This window comes from Flagellimonas spongiicola (genome assembly GCF_023502425.1).
Taxonomy (GTDB): domain Bacteria; phylum Bacteroidota; class Bacteroidia; order Flavobacteriales; family Flavobacteriaceae; genus Flagellimonas; species Flagellimonas spongiicola.
On sequence record NZ_JAMFMA010000004.1, the window covers coordinates 125,476 to 141,380 of the forward strand.

Sequence of the window (15,905 nt, forward strand, 5' to 3'; positions counted from 1 at the left end):
AAAGCCCCGTTGAACGGGGCTTTTTTTATATGATTTTTTTAATCACTCTTAATTTATGCGTGTATAACTTTTCATCAGTGTTGAATATACCTGTATGATCTATTCGGTCAATGCGCACATGGCCATGGGCATGTATGATATAGTTATCTTTTAAAATAATACCCACGTGATCAATTACGCCTTCATTATTATCAAAAAATGCTAAATCACCAGGTTCGCTTTCCTCAATAAAACTTAAGGCTTCACCTTGTTGTGATTGCTGTTCAGCATCTCTTTTTAACGCATACCCATTGATTTTATAAACCATTTGTGTGAATCCCGAACAATCAATCCCGAAAGGGGTTTTACCACCCCATTGGTAAGGTGCGTTCAAATAAAGTAAAGCACAATCCACGAGCTCTGATTTTGACTTTTTTCCTTGAATGGATTGTCCTTCATAATCATCGCCTAATAAATGAGTATTAGAGACAATGGACCCCATTACAACTGTTGATAAGGAGCCATCGGCTGTGCACAAATGTGCAATCACATCTGACGCAATGTGTGGTGTGTTTGAATCGAGTAATTTGTATTCCTCTTCCTCAATAAATTGGAATTGGCCATTGGAAACCCAACCTTCGTAGCTGTCATAAGCAAATCGAATCCTGCTCCATTTTTTCCTGCATTCCAATACCTTGAAATGTTCGCCATATAATAATTGCGAAGTCATTTCGGCACTGTCTTCAGGATTTGCCCTTACTGGGACAATACTGAGATGGCAGATTCCAAATTGCATGTACGGTAGTCTAGAAAATATTATTCACGTTCCAAAACAATGGCTGAAGCTCCACCGCCGCCGTTACAAATACCTGCGGCCCCTAATTTGGCATTGTTTTGTCGCAATACGTTCAATAAGGTTATGGTGATTCTAGCTCCAGAGCAACCCAAAGGATGACCTAAAGAAACAGCCCCTCCATTTACATTCACTTTGGAGTCATCCAGGCCTAATAACTTCATATTGGCCAGTCCAACAACAGAAAAGGCTTCATTTACTTCGAAATAATCAATATCATCAATGGAAACACCTGCTCTTGCAAGTGCTTTAGGAACCGCTTTAGCTGGTGCCGTGGTGAACCATTCCGGTTCTTGGGCAGCATCTGCATATGATTTGATGGTTGCCAAAGGGGTTAGGTTCAATTCTGCGGCTTTCTCTGCACTCATCAATACAACTGCAGCAGCACCATCGTTAATGGTAGAAGCATTGGCCGCGGTAACGGTACCTTCTTTGGTAAATGCTGGTCGGAGCGCTGGAATTTTCTCCATTTTCACATTTTTAAACTCTTCGTCCTCACTTACAACGATGGGTTCGCCCCTACGTTGCGGCACTGCCACGGGTACAACTTCATCCGCAAATTTGCCATCTTTCCAGGCAGCTGCAGATCGCTCATAAGATTGAATTGCGAAAGCATCCTGATCTTCTCTACTGAATTCATGCTTTACCGCACACGCATCCGCACAAACACCCATGGCATTTTGATCGTAAGCATCAACCAATCCATCACGTTGCATACCATCCACTAGACTTGTTGGACCAAATTTGACACCATTACGCAGGTGTACGTAATGTGGGATCATACTCATGTTTTCCATTCCTCCGGCAACAACAATGGAGTTTTCCCCCAAGGCAATGGATTGTGCGCCTTGCATGATGGATTTCATGCCTGATGCGCAAACTTTATTCACCGTTGTGCAAGGCACAGCGTCAGGGATACCTGCATAAATTGCCGCCTGCCTAGCCGGTGCTTGTCCTGTTCCAGCCTGAACCACATTACCCATTAGTACTTCTTCTACCTGTTCGGGTTTCAAATTGATTTTATCCAATGCCCCTTTAATGGCAATTGAACCCAACTTTGGTGCTGGAATAGAGGATAAGGACCCCATAAAACTACCTATTGGGGTGCGTGCTGCTGAAACAATAACAACTTTATTCATATATGCTTTTTAACTCCTGCGAAAATACTAAAATTAAATGCAAAGACTAAGCTTTATCGATAGCATCACTTCTTATTTATATTTTCTATTTTTGAAGCAATACCGCGTATAATGGGAAAAACTTTAGATAATGTTTATAAGCATCAATCACTAGCCTACAAGTATTTTCTTTATGTGGTTTCTGTAGCCTTGATTGTTTTCTTTTTCCCAAAGGGAGGCAAATTCAAATATGAATTCCAAAAGGGCAAGCCATGGCAATACGAGAATCTCTATGCTCCAATAGATTTTTCCATAAAAAAGACGGCTGAGGAAATTGCCCAAGAACAACAGGCTTTACGTGACCATAAAACATATTACTATACCTATGACGAGTCCGTAGCGAACAATGTCAGCCAAGTTGTTACCAAAACTCTTAATGATGGATTTAATACATCTACCTTAACCGATAGACAAAGGTTTGCTTTGCAAAATTGGGCCTTGCGTATTACGGATTCGATTTACACCCTTGGCATATTTCAAGAATTGCCTACGGAAGGAGCTGTTAGTGTAGTAAGAAATAATGAATCGCGTTCCGTAATTGGATCTTCCCAATTGAATTTGGAAGGAGCAAAAAGTCTGGTGTCAAAACTTGCCAATGAAATCAGTTTGACTGGAGGAGCCAATTTAGATGAATTGATAAATCAGTCTTTAGCTCCTAATATTTTTTACAATGAAACGCTAACGCAACGCTCTTTGGACGAGGAACTTTCGAGAATCTCCTTCACAAGAGGAGAGATTTCCGAAGGGAGATTGATAATCGCTAGGGGGGAAGTAGTGGAGGCGGATGAATTTAAAATATTGGATTCCCTCAAAGAAGAATATGAATCTGAACTATGGAGGGGCAATAACTACTATTTCATCTTATTGGGCTACACCATTTTAGTGGCTTTGGTTTTGATTATGTTGTTCTTGTTTCTTAAGCGGTATCGTTATGAAATCTTTGAGAACAATAACAAGGTAACGTTCATCTTTGTGAACATTCTGTTGATGGTCTTGGCCACCACCTTAATGGTAAAAAACAACGAAAGCTATGTCTATGTAGTTCCTTTATGTATTTTGCCGTTGGTGCTCAAAAATTTCTTTGACGCGCGATTGGGATTGTTTGTCCATGTACTTACCGTATTGATTTTGGGCTTTGTGGTACCCAACAGTTTTGAATACATCTTCCTCCAGACGATTGCAGGTATCGTTACCATACTAACAGCATCCGAGTTGTACAAAAGGGCAAATTTGTTCATTTCAGTGGGGCAGATAACGCTGATTTACATTATTGGATATTTTGCCTTTCATACCATTCATGAAGGTAATTTGGATAATATTGAATGGATATTGTTTGGGATTTTTATCCTAAATGGTCTCTTAACGCTCTTTGCCCAACCCTTGATCTATATCTATGAAAAGATATTTGGTTTAATTTCCGATGTATCACTGTTAGAGCTTTCAGATACGAATTCCAAGCTTTTAAAAGAGCTTTCAGACAAAGCCCCTGGAACATTTCATCATTCCCTGCAAGTGGCCAACCTTGCCGAAGCAGCAGCTAATGAGATTGGCGCCAATGCGATGCTGGTAAGAGTAGGTGCATTGTATCATGATATTGGGAAGATGGAAAACCCCACGTTTTTTACGGAGAACCAAATTACCAATGTAAACCCACATGATGACTTACCTCCTAAGGAAAGTGCTAAAATCATTATTGATCATGTAATCAAGGGAATTGAAATCGCACGAAAAAACAATTTACCTGACAGGGTCATCGATTTCCTTCGAACACATCATGGAACAACAGTAGTGTTCTATTTTTACAAAAAACAGCAGGAATTGGAGGAAAATGTGGATGAGAAGGCGTTCAGGTACCCAGGACCAATCCCATTTTCAAAGGAGACAGCAATTTTAATGATGTCAGATGCTGTGGAGGCAGCCTCCAAGAGTTTGAAGAATCCTACATTCATTATGATCGATGAGTTTGTAGAAAAGATTGTAAAGGGTCAAATGCAAGCCAATCAGTTTCTAAATGCGAACATAACGCTTAAGGAAATCGAGAAAGTGAAGAAAGTTTTAAAGCAAAAACTTACCAATATTTACCACCTAAGAGTTGAGTACCCAGAGTAGTAGCTCACAAAGCAAAAATTAGACTTTAAAAAAACAAAAAAATAGTTGCGTTCTTAATAATGAAAAAGTATTTTTGCATCCGCGTTTTTGCGCAAGTTCTTATAAAAACAGAATTAAAGGAGAGGTGCCGGAGTGGTAACGGAGCAGATTGCTAATCTGTCGACGCGTAAGTGTCGCATGGGTTCGAGTCCCATTCTCTCCGCAATTTCTTTTAATCAAAGATAACCATCGGGGTGTAGCGTAGCCCGGTTATCGCGCCGCGTTTGGGACGCGGAGGTCGCAGGTTCGAATCCTGCCACCCCGACGAGTCACTATTCAGTGATAATAAAGCACTGTCATTCATGTAATGACGGTGCTTTTTTCGTTTCTACACTATTTTTCTGGCAAAATTTAACTAATGATGACTGTTAATTATTTGGAATGCTCACGTGAGCATTTTATATTTATACGGCCAAAAACAGTAATGGGAGATACAATTACCATAAAAGATGTTGCTCGAGAACTAGGAATACACCATGTTACGGTTTCACGTGCACTACGAAATACCGGTGCTGTAAAAGAGGAGACGCGGGTGTTAATTAAAAAGAAGGCCTTAGAGTTGGGGTATAAACCAAATCGATTGGCGCGTGACTTTCGAAATAAGCGTAGCAATGTATTGGCGGTTGTTGTACCGGATTTAAGACCCTATTTTTTCTCCAAGTTTGTTTCCGATTTTATGGAGACCGCAAAAGAGGCCGGTTATTCTGTTATGATATTTCAATCTGGGGAAAAACCTGGAATGGAAAAAGATATTATCGATTCTTTAATAGGGTATCGTGTGGCGGGAGTTGTGGCATCCGTGACCAAGGACACGGTGCAAGAAAGTCACTTTGATCTGTTGAAGGAAGAGGGTATCCCTTATGTGTTTTTTGATAGGGCTCCGGAAGAAACCCAAGCTTCCCAAGTGTTGGTGGATAATTTTAAAGGGGCTTATGATGCGGTAACCGCTATGATTGCGTCAGGAAAGAAGCGTATCGCCTATATCTCCACACATTATCGACATCAAATATTTAGAGACCGACTAGCGGGATACAAGCAAGCACTGCGCGATCATAAAATCGAAATAAGCCCGGATTGGATCATAGAAGGTGGATTTTTCATGAAAGATGGTATGGAACATGCGAAACAATTGATGCAACTTGAACATTGTCCGGATGGTATTTTGGCTGTAAGGGATGAAATTGCGATCGGGGTGATCAAGTATTTGAAAACTTCAGCGTACAGCATTCCTGAAGATATCGCAGTTATTGGTTTCGATAATGACCCAATGGGGATAGCATGTGAACCTGAATTGACCACCGTACAGCAATCCATACCTTGTATGGTGGGTAATTCATTTGAATTGCTGCTCCAGCAGATAAAACAAAGCACTATTCTATTTGATAAGAAAATAATTGAACCAAAAATAATTTACCGCGGAACAGTGTAGGTAAAAAGCAGCTATGAAAGTAAGAGTGATTAAGATGCTTGGTGAATTTGGAAAGGTGATTCCGGTTACAAGGTTTTGTTGGATGACCTGTATCATCGTATTTCTGTATTCTTGTGGTAATCAGAATCCAACCTATGAACCCTTACCCAAAACCGTCGATTTCAATTTTCACATTCGACCTATTCTTGTGCAAAACTGTTATCTGTGCCATGGTCCAGATCCAAGCAGTAGAAAAGCAGATCTTAGATTGGATACTTTCGAAGGTGCCACTGCTGCTTTAAAAGAGGGTGGATATGCCGTTGTACCTGGAAAACCGGGGCAGAGTGAATTGATGCTTCGGATTAACCATGAACATGAAGACAAAATAATGCCCCCACCAGAAACCAATAGTAAGCTTACCCTAAGGGAAAAAGCACTCTTGGAAAAATGGATAAAACAAGGTGCGGAATGGAAGCCGCATTGGGCATTTATAAAACCTAACTTGTCGACTGAAGATCAAAAGGCAGATATAGATGAATTCATAGATAGGGAGCTATCTCAAAAGAAATTGACCAAAGCCAGTCCCGCAGACAAGAACACACTGATACGAAGAGTAGCCTATTTGTTGACCGGATTACCCCCAACCCCGGAAGCGGTGAATGATTTTGTCTCAAACACCTCTGAGAAGGCTTATGAGGACATGGTAGACACCTATTTGGCCTCCGCGGCTTATGGTGAACGTTGGGCCCGGCATTGGATGGATTTGGTCCGTTATGCGGAAACCAAAGGCCATGAGTTTGATTACCCAATTACTGGTGCATGGAAATATCGTGATTACTTAATAAGAGCGTTTAATAATGACCTTCCTTATGATCAACTCTTAACCGAGCACCTAGCTGGCGATTTAGTCACACACAAACGATACGATTCGGAAACAGGAATTCAGGAGTCACAAATAGCCACAGCGTTTTATGCCATGGGCGAAGGAACCCATAGTCCTGTGGATGTAAAGCAGGATGAGGCCAATCGTATAGACAATATGATTGATGTAACTACAAAGACCTTCCAAGGATTGACCGTTTCCTGTGCCAAATGTCATGATCACAAATTTGACCCGATCACTGCGGCCGATTATTACGCTATGTATGGTGTTATGGAAAGCACGCGATTTACACCATTGGAGGCTGATCTCACCTATGACAATGAAGTTAGTGCAAAAGAAGCACTCGAGCTTCAGGAATACATTAAATCAACCGTAGTTCAAAACCTAAAAACGAAAGAAACAGAAAAAGCACAAATTGATCAACAAATCACCCCTAATACGGGTTCAAGTTTTAAGAAGCTAGGAGATTTTCGGGAAACGGACTTCGATGGATGGAAAACCACCGGTTTGGCTTTTGGAAACAGCACAACCCTTGGAAATCCTATTTTGGCCCAAGGCACCGGAAAATTGATGTTCCTGGATGCAGGAAGAGCATCAAGTAAAACCTTTGGCCCCGGTGTGCTGGGTACACTTAGATCCCCAGATTTTATATTGGAGAACGATTTTATTGGAGTTCGAGCAAAAGGCGAGCATAGCACCATTCGAATCATTATCGATAATTTCCAATTGATACAATGGCCTATTTATGGTGAATTGACACTAGCGGTGGATAGCAAAAAATGGCAGAATTATAAATTCAATGTAGAACCATGGAAAGGTCATAAGGCGTACATTGAAATACTTCCTGGTACCTACAATACACATAATTTCGAGCTATCGCCAACTGCATTTGTTGAAGCGGAATACGCCATAGCTTACAATACCGAATGGCCTGGAAAAATTCCGAATTCATCAAAAGAAGATGGTACAGAATTTTTAGGCGCCTCGGAGGTAAAGGATGTAAATAGCGCTATCCGACATGGTGAAATCAAGTTGGAATTCCCAGAATTGCTTGCAGCTGTTGATAGTAGTACACAATTATCCAAACCATTAAAAAGCAATGCATTCATTTATGGCGTAAGCGATGGTTCAGCTATTGATAGTCCTGTTTTTATTCGGGGAAGATATCAAGAGCCATCGGAAGAAAAAGTGCCCAGACGTTTTCTTTCCGTACTCCCAGAAGGTGATAAACCATTTGTATCAGAAGGCAGTGGCAGGTTGGAACTGGCTGAAGCTATGCTTCATAAAGATAATCCGCTGACTTCGCGTGTTATGGTCAACCGTATTTGGCACCATTTATTTGGAAAAGGGATCGTGGAAACGGTAGACAACTATGGTCTTCAAGGAAAATTACCTTCTCATCCTGAATTGCTGGATCATCTGGCATTAAAATTTCAAGAAGACGAATGGTCCATTAAAAACATGGTTAAATATATCGTAATGTCAAATGCTTTTAAGCGTAGTACCTCACTTGATAGTGAAGCCTCGAAAATTGACCCGCTTAATACTTATTTGGCATCCTTTCCTGTGCGAAGATTGGAATCTGAAGCCATTCGAGACGGAATTCTTGCGGTAACCGAAAGCTTGGATAACACGCTTTGTGGCCCTCCAGTACCAACTTATCTTACGGAATTTATGGGAGGACGGGGTAAACCCGAAGTTTCAGGTCCGTTGGACGGCGCTGGCAGGAGAAGTATCTATCAAGAAGTGAGACGAAACTTTTTGGAACCGATGATGACCACTTTTGATCGCCCAATACCTTTTACAACCTTCGGAAGACGCGATGTTACCAATGTTCCTGCACAATCATTAATATTGATGAATGACCCTTTTGTAATCCAACAATCGGAGTTAATGGCACAAAAGTTATTGGAGGAACCCAATCTAACATTTGACCAACGAATACAATGGGTTTACATGCGAATGTTCTCCAGGAAACCTACAGAAAACGAAATTTCAAATGCGGCGAAATTCATGGATACGGTGAAACAAATGAAAGCCAGCAACGAAATGGAAACCGATAACGAATTAGACCTATGGAAGGAGTATTGCCATAGTGTTTTCAATCTTAAAGAATTTATTTACCTGATCTGATGAGTAAGTACCATAATTTTATGCGAAGACCGCTATCGCGACGCGAAATGTTGACCATTTGCAAAGGTGGCTTTGGTTCATTGGCCTTTATGAGTTTGTTTGGGGTAGGGGCTTTGTCATGTAATCGTTCCAAATCAGGTATAATTGAATCAGCGAATGATCTACAACTAGGACCGCACTACTTGCCAAAGGCTAAAAATGTCATTTTTTTATATATGGATGGTGGTGTTTCCCAAGTGGATTCCTTCGACCCCAAACCCAGATTGGCAAAGGAAAATGGTCAGGACCCTAGAAGCAAATTCAAGGTAGATGCTACACAATTTGACAACGTAGGTAAGATTTTAAAAAGTCCTTGGGAATTTAAGCAATACGGAGAATGTGGAATGCCCGTAAGTGAATTATTTCCGCACATCGCTACCTGTGTGGACGATATTGCATTGATTAGGTCCATGACTTCTCAGTTCCCAGAGCACACAAATGCCAATTACTTCTTGCATACCGGTAGTGGATTGCAAGGTAGACCAAGTATGGGCTCGTGGATGACGTATGGTTTAGGAAGTGAAAATCAAAATATTCCGGGGTATGTGGTATTGGACGGCGGGTTAATACCTCCAGGAGGACTTGACAATTTCAAAAACGGGTTTTTACCGGCATCTTATCAGGCTTCTATACTACGTGCCGGACCCCAGCCTGTAGCCAATATCATCCCAAAGGAAAAAATCCCTAACCTTCAGGAACAAAAGTTGGATTTCATCAAAAATTTGGACAATGATCAACTGGCCGCTATGGGAGAAGCAGATGCAATTGAATCGGCTATTTCCAATTATGAATTGGCGTATAAAATGCAATCCTCCATTCCAGAATTGACCGAATTCAAGGAAGAAACAGAAGCAACAAAAAGATTATATGGTTTTGACTCAGACGATCCCCATACCCGGGGCTATGCAGCACAATGCTTATTGGCACGACGTCTGGTAGAAAGGGGTGTTCGATTTATAGAACTGACTTGTCCAAAAGTAAATGCAGATCGTTGGGACCAACACGGAAATCTAAAGGATGGCCATGAGCGCAACGCACATGCTGTTGATCAACCGATAGCTGGGTTAATAAAGGATCTTAAGTCAAGAGGATTATTGGAGGAGACCTTGGTGGTCTGGACCGGTGAATTTGGAAGAACGCCTTTTGCACAAGGAAAGGATGGACGGGATCATAATCCATCTGCATTTAGCATGTGGATGGCTGGCGCAGGAGTCAAAGGTGGAACCATTTTCGGTAAAACCGATGAATATGGATACCGCGTCATACAAAATGAAGTGACCGTACATGATCTGCATGCAACAATGATGCATTTGTTGGGGATTGACCACGAACGACTCACCTTCAGATTTGGAGGTCGTGATATTCGATTAACTGATGTGCATGGACATGTGATCAAAGATATATTAGCATAGAATAACTATCATGAAAACAATCAAAATAATAAGATCTTGGTGTATGGCTATTTTGGCCATGCCCCTAATGATGACTGCACAAAATTCCAATTCTGGCACACACCATTCCTTTTTTATTGCCGGACCAGATTTCACTGGAATTATCAATGAAGTTGATGAAGTGGTCTGGGATTCTGGAAAACCGGCGGCCCGGGACGGATATGTACTGGATAATGGCCATTTATTGATTTGCTGGGCGGATGAGGTTCGGGAATATAACAAAGCAAAAGAGGTGATTTTAACCTACAAGCGGGCCCAAGATCATATGGAATTAGGAACGGCTGTTCGTTTGGAAGACGGAAATACCCTGATTACGGAATCTGGCGATAACCCAAGAATTGTTGAGTTGGACAAAACTGGGAAAGTGGTTAAAAGTGTTTTGCTTCAACCAGAAACAGACAATGTACATATGCAAACACGCATGGCACGAAAACTTCCCAATGGGAATTATCTTGTACCCCATTTATTGGCGTTTGCTGTTAAGGAATATCAACCAGATGGTGAAATTGTCAATGTGTTTAAAACCGATTTTGAGATTTTTGGCGGTAGAAGTGCAGAAACTTGGCCCTTTACCGCAATCCGACTTGAGAATGGAAACACTCTGGTAACCCTTACACATGGGAATCGTGTAGTGGAATTGGACGAGGAAGGCGCTATTGTTTGGCAACTGGATAATTCGGATTTTACGAACAACCCGTTGGTTGACCCCTGTGGTGCACAGCGGCTACCAAATGGAAATACCGTTATTGCAAGTTATGGTGCGCAAGATGGAATTAAAATGTTTGAAGTTAACCGGGATAAAAGTATCGTTTGGACATACGAAAACTATCGTGCCCATCACTTTCAAATCTTAACAACCAATGGCAAATCCCTAAAAGGAAAGCCACTTAAGTAACTATGGAGGTGTTCACTGCCCTAATGCTAACTGGAACCGAAGGCCCATCGGATTTTGTACTGTTTCTCGGACGAATTCATCCTTTGGTGGTACACTTGCCCATTGGTTTTTTGTTGTTAGGCGGATTGATTGAACTTGTGCTGCGCAAACCAAAGTTTCAACCACTTACGAGTTATATGCACTACCTATGGGGATTGGGAAGTATCAGTGCATTCTTCGCAGTGCTATTTGGTTATTTTCTTTCACTTTCAGGGGATTACAATGAAGAAACATTGTTTTGGCATAAATGGATGGGCATTGTTGTGCTAATAATTTCCATCGGTTGTTTTATTATTTCCAAAAAGGAAATCAAACTTCCGAAGTTTGCCAGTCCTAGCTTGGTAGTTCTTTTGTTTTTCACCATTTTCTACACAGGTCACTTAGGCGGAAATCTTACGCATGGATCTACATATTTACTGGAATATGCGCCAAATTCAATTCGGAATTTTGCAGGTCTTCCAGATAAGGAGATTCCCAGAGAAAAGATTACGGTTTTGGATTCTGCGGATGTGTATTTGGATTTGATTGCTCCATTAATGGACCGCAGATGTGTGAGTTGCCACAATGTGGACAAAAAGAAAGGGGATTTAATTTTGACTTCCCATGTAGAATTTATGAAAGGTGGAGAAAGTGGACCTGCTGTGGTTTTGGGCGAACCAAATTCTAGCGATATCTATAGAAGAATTACTTTGCCTGAGACCCATGAGGATTTTATGCCCACGGAAGGAAAACCACCTTTATCCGAAGAAGAAGTTGCGATTATTGGTTGGTGGATTGAGAAAAGTGCACCTTCAGGGGGAAGTTTCGTGGCTTTGGAACCTGAAGAACCGATTAAAACATTGGTTGAAAAATATCTGGGGTTGGATAAAAATGATTTATTAAATCAAAAAGTCGCCGCTCCATCCAAAACGCTAATGGATTCATTGACCGGATTTGGATTTAATCTTAATCCCCTGATGTTGGAGAACAATTACCTCGAGGCCAACTTTAGTTTAAGCGAAGTGGAATTGAGTGACAAAGCGTTACAAGCACTTTTAGCCCTCCAAGAACAGTTAATTTGGTTGAATTTAAGTAACTCCGGGATCAATGATATGCATTTAAAAGAGCTTGTTGCATTCCAGAAATTGATGAAATTGAATTTGAGTAATACGGCAATTACCGATCAGGGTTTAAAATATCTAGAACAATTACAAAATCTAGAATCCCTTAACCTTTACCGAACAAATGTTTCCAGTGGCTTGTTGGAATTGCCTGCAAAGCTTCCTAATCTTAAAAGATTGTATATCTCAGAAACCAATATTGATAGTCTTAGTCTGGCCCAATTAAGACAGGACAATCAGGAATTGATCATCGTTTCAGAATCGATAGATTAGGGTTTAAGAACTACCCGCATCAATTTTGGACCAGAAGTGATGTAAATTGTTTCCTCTGTGTCATCCAACACACAATTTGTATTGAATTCGTCATTCAATATGGTACCTAAATGTTTGCCTTCTGGGCTTAAAACATAAACACCGCCTGGCCCAGTAGCGAAAATGATTCCGTCCTTGTTCACCTTTAACCCATCGGGGTGACCTTTCTCCTTAGGTGCATTGCCTGTAGCATCGAAGAATTTTCTACCATTTGATATACTTCCGTTTTCATCCACATCGGCAGCTATCCAAATGGCATTTTGCCAATCCGCATTGGCTATGTAAACCGTTTTTTCATCCGGAGAAAATGCAATTCCGTTGGGACTGGAAAGGGTATCAGTCACTATTTGTATTTCCTTTTGGGGTGAAATTCGGTAAACTGCTGCACTCAATCCCCCTTCAACAACAGGTGGTGGGTCCGACATTAGCATCGTACCATTGGAATGGAAGGTTGCATCGTTGGTATTGTTGAATCTGGTACCATTGAAATTGTCAACGAATACATTAAAATCTGATTTGGGCTGTGTAATTGGACTTTTCATTTTTACAGCTTCGCCATGACCATATCTTAAAATGACTAAGGAATCATTTTGATCTACTAGCAATGCACTGGGTCCAGGCCTTTCAGGGTCCTCATCTTTCATATCCAGATACAGTGTAACGCTATCCTTTTCGGTCCATTGATATAGTTTCTGATGACCAACATCAGTATATATTAATTTTTTTTCTTCCGCCAGCCAGATGGGACCTTCGGACCATGCATGTCCTGTAGATAAAACTTCTATCACTGCGTTTTCTGAAATAACAGAATCAAGGGCCGGGTCTAAACGCTCGATTTCCCCAACGGTTTGATACATTTTTGGTTCAAGCTTATGTTTTTTTTGTTCGGCGCAGGAGACAACAAAAAGGCTTATCAATAAAATACAAATCTGGGTTTTCATGTATCAATCTAGTTTAATGCTATTGGTTTTTATCGGTCGATTTTCTTCTAGTGATTTGTTTGCGGCTTCGGCGATGATCATTGCTTTTAACCCGTCATCACCTGTCACTGGCATGGGTGCGTTGGCATTCAAAGCTTCAACAAAAGACCGAATTTCCTCTAGATAGGACGTCTCATAACGATCCATAAAGAAGTTTAAATGTCGATCGGTTTCGGTACCAGATTCTGATGCAATACTTACATTGCTTTTCAATGGATTTTCAACCTTGATTGCTCCTTTGCTGCCAAAGACTTCTATTCGTTGGTCATACCCATAACTAGCGTGTCTACTGTTCTCAATTGTTCCAATGGCTCCGTTTTCGAATTTGAGCATAACCTTGGCACTGTCAATATCCCCAGCTTCACCGATGGCTGGGTCAACAAGGCAAGTACCGTAGGCAAAAACCTCTTCTACCTCACAACCCATAATGAATCGGGCCATGTCAAAATCATGGATGGTCATATCTTTAAAGAGACCACCGGATTTTTTGATATAGGAGATAGGAGGTGGTGCGGGATCACGACTGATAATATGCAACCCGCGTAGTTTTCCAATTTTTCCTTCCGAAATGTTGGTTTTGACTTTCGAAAAATTATAATCGAAACGTTGATTGAAACCAATCATTAAGGGAATCCCAATTTTTGAAATCGTTTTTATGGTTTCATTTGATTTCGCCAACGATTTGTCAATTGGTTTTTCGCAAAAAATGGCTTTTCCAGCTTGCGCCGCCCTTACCGCATATTCCGAATGGGTATCGCTGGCGGAACTAATGAGTACGGCATCAATTTCAGGATTTTGTAGAATAATGTCGAAATTATCACTGACATTTGGAACACCTCGATGAAGTGCAAATTGCTGTCCATTTACACTTGGATTTACCGCTGCGATGAGTTCAACACCTACAATTTTATCAAGGAGGTTTTCAAGGTGGATTTTTCCCATTCTACCCACGCCGATTATCCCGATTTTTATCATAATGCTAGGTTTAAATAAATATACGTTTCGCAACGCGATTTTGCAATTAAAACCTAGTGAAATCAAGGGGTTTGAATGGTTTTATTGTTGGATTTGTAAAACTTGGAATTTGGGACGCAGGAATCCGTGACAATAGCTGTCAAATTAGCTGCTGCTCAAGTACAAATCATATGGTTCCTAAGGCGTTATTCGGCTATGCTAAGTTTACTTAAAAGCCTTTAAAAGATAGTCCTCCAATAAGGATGTCACCTGATACATGGTTTGTGAACCGTAATTCTCTCCTGTAAAGGAAATCACAGCGTTTAAACTTGGAAAAACGTAAATGAATTGCCCTCCATTTCCTGCGGCGAAATAGGAGTCTAGGGTTTGTCTATTTAAGCTAAATTCCTTAGTCCACCATTGATAACCATAGCCATCTGAAAATCCTAAATTTATCCCGACAGTCCGGGTCACTGATTTTTCAATCCAGTCTGATGATAGTATTTGCGTGCCATTCCATTGGCCATCATCCAAAAAAAGTTGACCGAGTTTGGTCATATCCCTTCCTGATATAAATAGACAACAACCTGCCATAGCTCTATTTTTGGGACTATAGAGCCAATAAACCTTATCAAACTCTAATGGTTCAAAAAGGTGTTCCCTAGCAAAGGCCGTAAAACTTTGGCCAGCTTGATTGCCTACGGCCGCACCTAAGGCATGCGAAGCCATTGTTGCGTATGTAAAGGTCGTACCTGGGTTAGTGTCCATTGGCTGATCTAGCATTCCCTTTACAAAGTCAGTGTAATTGCGGTAGATGTAATATAGGGTGTTTTGATCACTTTCTATGGGGTAATCCCATTCGTTGTAGCGCCAACCATGTTGCATGGTCAGTACATTTTCTAGCGTAATATCATTTTTTCGTTCACTCCAATTTTCAAAACTTTCGTACTCTGGGAATAGACTGTAAAAACCGACATCAACAGAATTTATATAACCTTTCTCAATTGCAATCCCAACTAATGCTGAAGTAAAACTTTTTGTGGCTGATTGCAGCGTGTGCACATTGAGATCGGTATTTGTAACAGCTGCATCATTTGCATCTAAATTTCTACGAAAAAGTTCATCTAAAACTAGCTTGCCATCACGAGTTATCAATAGAGAAGAAATATTTACAAATTTTCGCTCTATGATTTTAGATACCGCTGTTTCCAATTCGGCCTTATCAATGCTGACATTTTCAATACTTGCTACGGTCCAACCATCTTGTTTTTGCTCAGGGATTGTGTATTGATATAAAGGGGTTTCTGATGAAGGTTGTGGGTTTTCAGCAGCTGATTGTGGGTTTTCATCTTTGCTACATCCTATAAAAATGATGCTTAAGCATAAAAAGGGAATCCAGCGAATTACTTCAAAAATGGTAAGGGATTTAGTTTTCATTGTTGCATTTTTTATTGAAACGCAATCAAATGAATATTCTATCAAAAATGGTTCTTAATGCTTATTTAGAACCTTAAATATCTTGGAAATCAGAATTTTTATTGATGAAAACCACA

11 protein-coding genes and 2 tRNA genes are annotated in these 15,905 nt (G+C 40.7%); 8 read left to right on the plus strand and 5 right to left on the minus strand.

Going from position 1 to position 15,905, the window contains the following annotated elements:
* Nucleotides 1-25: 25 nt before the first annotated feature.
* Both M3P19_RS15425 and M3P19_RS15430 read right to left on the minus strand, forming a co-directional pair.
* A complete protein-coding gene (locus tag M3P19_RS15425) occupies nucleotides 26-775 on the minus strand; it encodes a C40 family peptidase (protein ID WP_249658591.1) in 750 nt (249 codons plus the stop codon).
* Between the two features lie 20 nt (nucleotides 776-795).
* Nucleotides 796-1,971: an acetyl-CoA C-acyltransferase gene (locus tag M3P19_RS15430; RefSeq protein WP_249658592.1), complete on the minus strand. Its 1,176-nt coding sequence runs from the start codon at nucleotides 1,969-1,971 to the stop codon at nucleotides 796-798.
* Between the two features lie 111 nt (nucleotides 1,972-2,082).
* Here M3P19_RS15430 and M3P19_RS15435 point away from each other — a divergent pair, with 111 nt between their 5' ends.
* From M3P19_RS15435 to M3P19_RS15470, 8 genes are all read left to right on the plus strand, one after another.
* On the plus strand, nucleotides 2,083-4,119 hold the full coding sequence (locus M3P19_RS15435) for an HD family phosphohydrolase (protein WP_249658593.1): 2,037 nt from the start codon (nucleotides 2,083-2,085) through the stop codon (nucleotides 4,117-4,119).
* Nucleotides 4,120-4,237: 118 nt separating this feature from the next.
* Nucleotides 4,238-4,321, plus strand: a tRNA-Ser gene (locus tag M3P19_RS15440).
* A gap of 27 nt (nucleotides 4,322-4,348) precedes the next feature.
* Nucleotides 4,349-4,423, plus strand: a tRNA-Pro gene (locus M3P19_RS15445).
* Nucleotides 4,424-4,516: 93 nt separating this feature from the next.
* Nucleotides 4,517-5,587 carry a LacI family DNA-binding transcriptional regulator gene (locus M3P19_RS15450; RefSeq protein ID WP_249658594.1) on the plus strand — a complete coding sequence of 357 codons (1,071 nt, stop codon included), beginning with the start codon at nucleotides 4,517-4,519 and terminating at the stop codon, nucleotides 5,585-5,587.
* A gap of 13 nt (nucleotides 5,588-5,600) precedes the next feature.
* Nucleotides 5,601-8,582 carry a PSD1 and planctomycete cytochrome C domain-containing protein gene (locus M3P19_RS15455; RefSeq protein WP_249658595.1) on the plus strand — a complete coding sequence of 994 codons (2,982 nt, stop codon included), beginning with the start codon at nucleotides 5,601-5,603 and terminating at the stop codon, nucleotides 8,580-8,582.
* A complete protein-coding gene (locus M3P19_RS15460) occupies nucleotides 8,582-10,033 on the plus strand; it encodes a DUF1501 domain-containing protein (RefSeq protein WP_249658596.1) in 1,452 nt (483 codons plus the stop codon). The genes M3P19_RS15455 and M3P19_RS15460 overlap by 1 nt, the downstream gene beginning before the upstream one ends.
* Before the next feature lie 10 nt (nucleotides 10,034-10,043).
* The gene (locus M3P19_RS15465) at nucleotides 10,044-10,967 is read left to right on the plus strand and encodes an NHL repeat-containing protein (RefSeq protein ID WP_249658597.1); all 924 of its coding nucleotides are present in this window, start codon (nucleotides 10,044-10,046) and stop codon (nucleotides 10,965-10,967) included.
* Nucleotides 10,968-10,969: 2 nt separating this feature from the next.
* Nucleotides 10,970-12,379: a c-type cytochrome domain-containing protein gene (locus M3P19_RS15470; protein ID WP_249658598.1), complete on the plus strand. Its 1,410-nt coding sequence runs from the start codon at nucleotides 10,970-10,972 to the stop codon at nucleotides 12,377-12,379.
* Here the strand turns inward: M3P19_RS15470 and M3P19_RS15475 are convergent.
* The 3 genes from M3P19_RS15475 to M3P19_RS15485 form a co-directional block, all read right to left on the minus strand.
* Complete coding sequence (locus tag M3P19_RS15475; RefSeq protein ID WP_249658599.1) at nucleotides 12,376-13,359, minus strand: SMP-30/gluconolactonase/LRE family protein; 984 nt, start codon at nucleotides 13,357-13,359, stop codon at nucleotides 12,376-12,378. The genes M3P19_RS15470 and M3P19_RS15475 overlap by 4 nt on opposite strands.
* A gap of 3 nt (nucleotides 13,360-13,362) precedes the next feature.
* Nucleotides 13,363-14,373 (minus strand): inositol 2-dehydrogenase, encoded by a 1,011-nt coding sequence (gene iolG / locus M3P19_RS15480; protein WP_249658600.1) that lies wholly within the window; start codon nucleotides 14,371-14,373, stop codon nucleotides 13,363-13,365.
* 204 nt (nucleotides 14,374-14,577) lie between these two features.
* A complete protein-coding gene (locus tag M3P19_RS15485; RefSeq protein ID WP_249658601.1) occupies nucleotides 14,578-15,789 on the minus strand; it encodes a serine hydrolase domain-containing protein in 1,212 nt (403 codons plus the stop codon).
* Nucleotides 15,790-15,905: the final 116 nt, after the last annotated feature.

What these genes read in the sequence shown, in the direction of transcription:
- M3P19_RS15435 (WP_249658593.1), top strand. Translation starts at nt 2,083, where the DNA reads ATGGGAAAAACTTTAGATAATGTTTATAAGCATCAATCACTAGCCTAC.
- M3P19_RS15460 (WP_249658596.1), top strand. Translation starts at nt 8,582, where the DNA reads ATGAGTAAGTACCATAATTTTATGCGAAGACCGCTATCGCGACGCGAA.
- M3P19_RS15470 (WP_249658598.1), top strand. Translation starts at nt 10,970, where the DNA reads ATGGAGGTGTTCACTGCCCTAATGCTAACTGGAACCGAAGGCCCATCG.
- M3P19_RS15430 (WP_249658592.1), bottom strand. Translation starts at nt 1,971, where the DNA reads ATGAATAAAGTTGTTATTGTTTCAGCAGCACGCACCCCAATAGGTAGT.
- M3P19_RS15465 (WP_249658597.1), top strand. Translation starts at nt 10,044, where the DNA reads ATGAAAACAATCAAAATAATAAGATCTTGGTGTATGGCTATTTTGGCC.
- M3P19_RS15475 (WP_249658599.1), bottom strand. Translation starts at nt 13,359, where the DNA reads ATGAAAACCCAGATTTGTATTTTATTGATAAGCCTTTTTGTTGTCTCC.
- M3P19_RS15485 (WP_249658601.1), bottom strand. Translation starts at nt 15,789, where the DNA reads ATGAAAACTAAATCCCTTACCATTTTTGAAGTAATTCGCTGGATTCCC.
- M3P19_RS15450 (WP_249658594.1), top strand. Translation starts at nt 4,517, where the DNA reads ATGATGACTGTTAATTATTTGGAATGCTCACGTGAGCATTTTATATTT.
- M3P19_RS15455 (WP_249658595.1), top strand. Translation starts at nt 5,601, where the DNA reads ATGAAAGTAAGAGTGATTAAGATGCTTGGTGAATTTGGAAAGGTGATT.
- M3P19_RS15425 (WP_249658591.1), bottom strand. Translation starts at nt 775, where the DNA reads ATGCAATTTGGAATCTGCCATCTCAGTATTGTCCCAGTAAGGGCAAAT.
- iolG (WP_249658600.1), bottom strand. Translation starts at nt 14,373, where the DNA reads ATGATAAAAATCGGGATAATCGGCGTGGGTAGAATGGGAAAAATCCAC.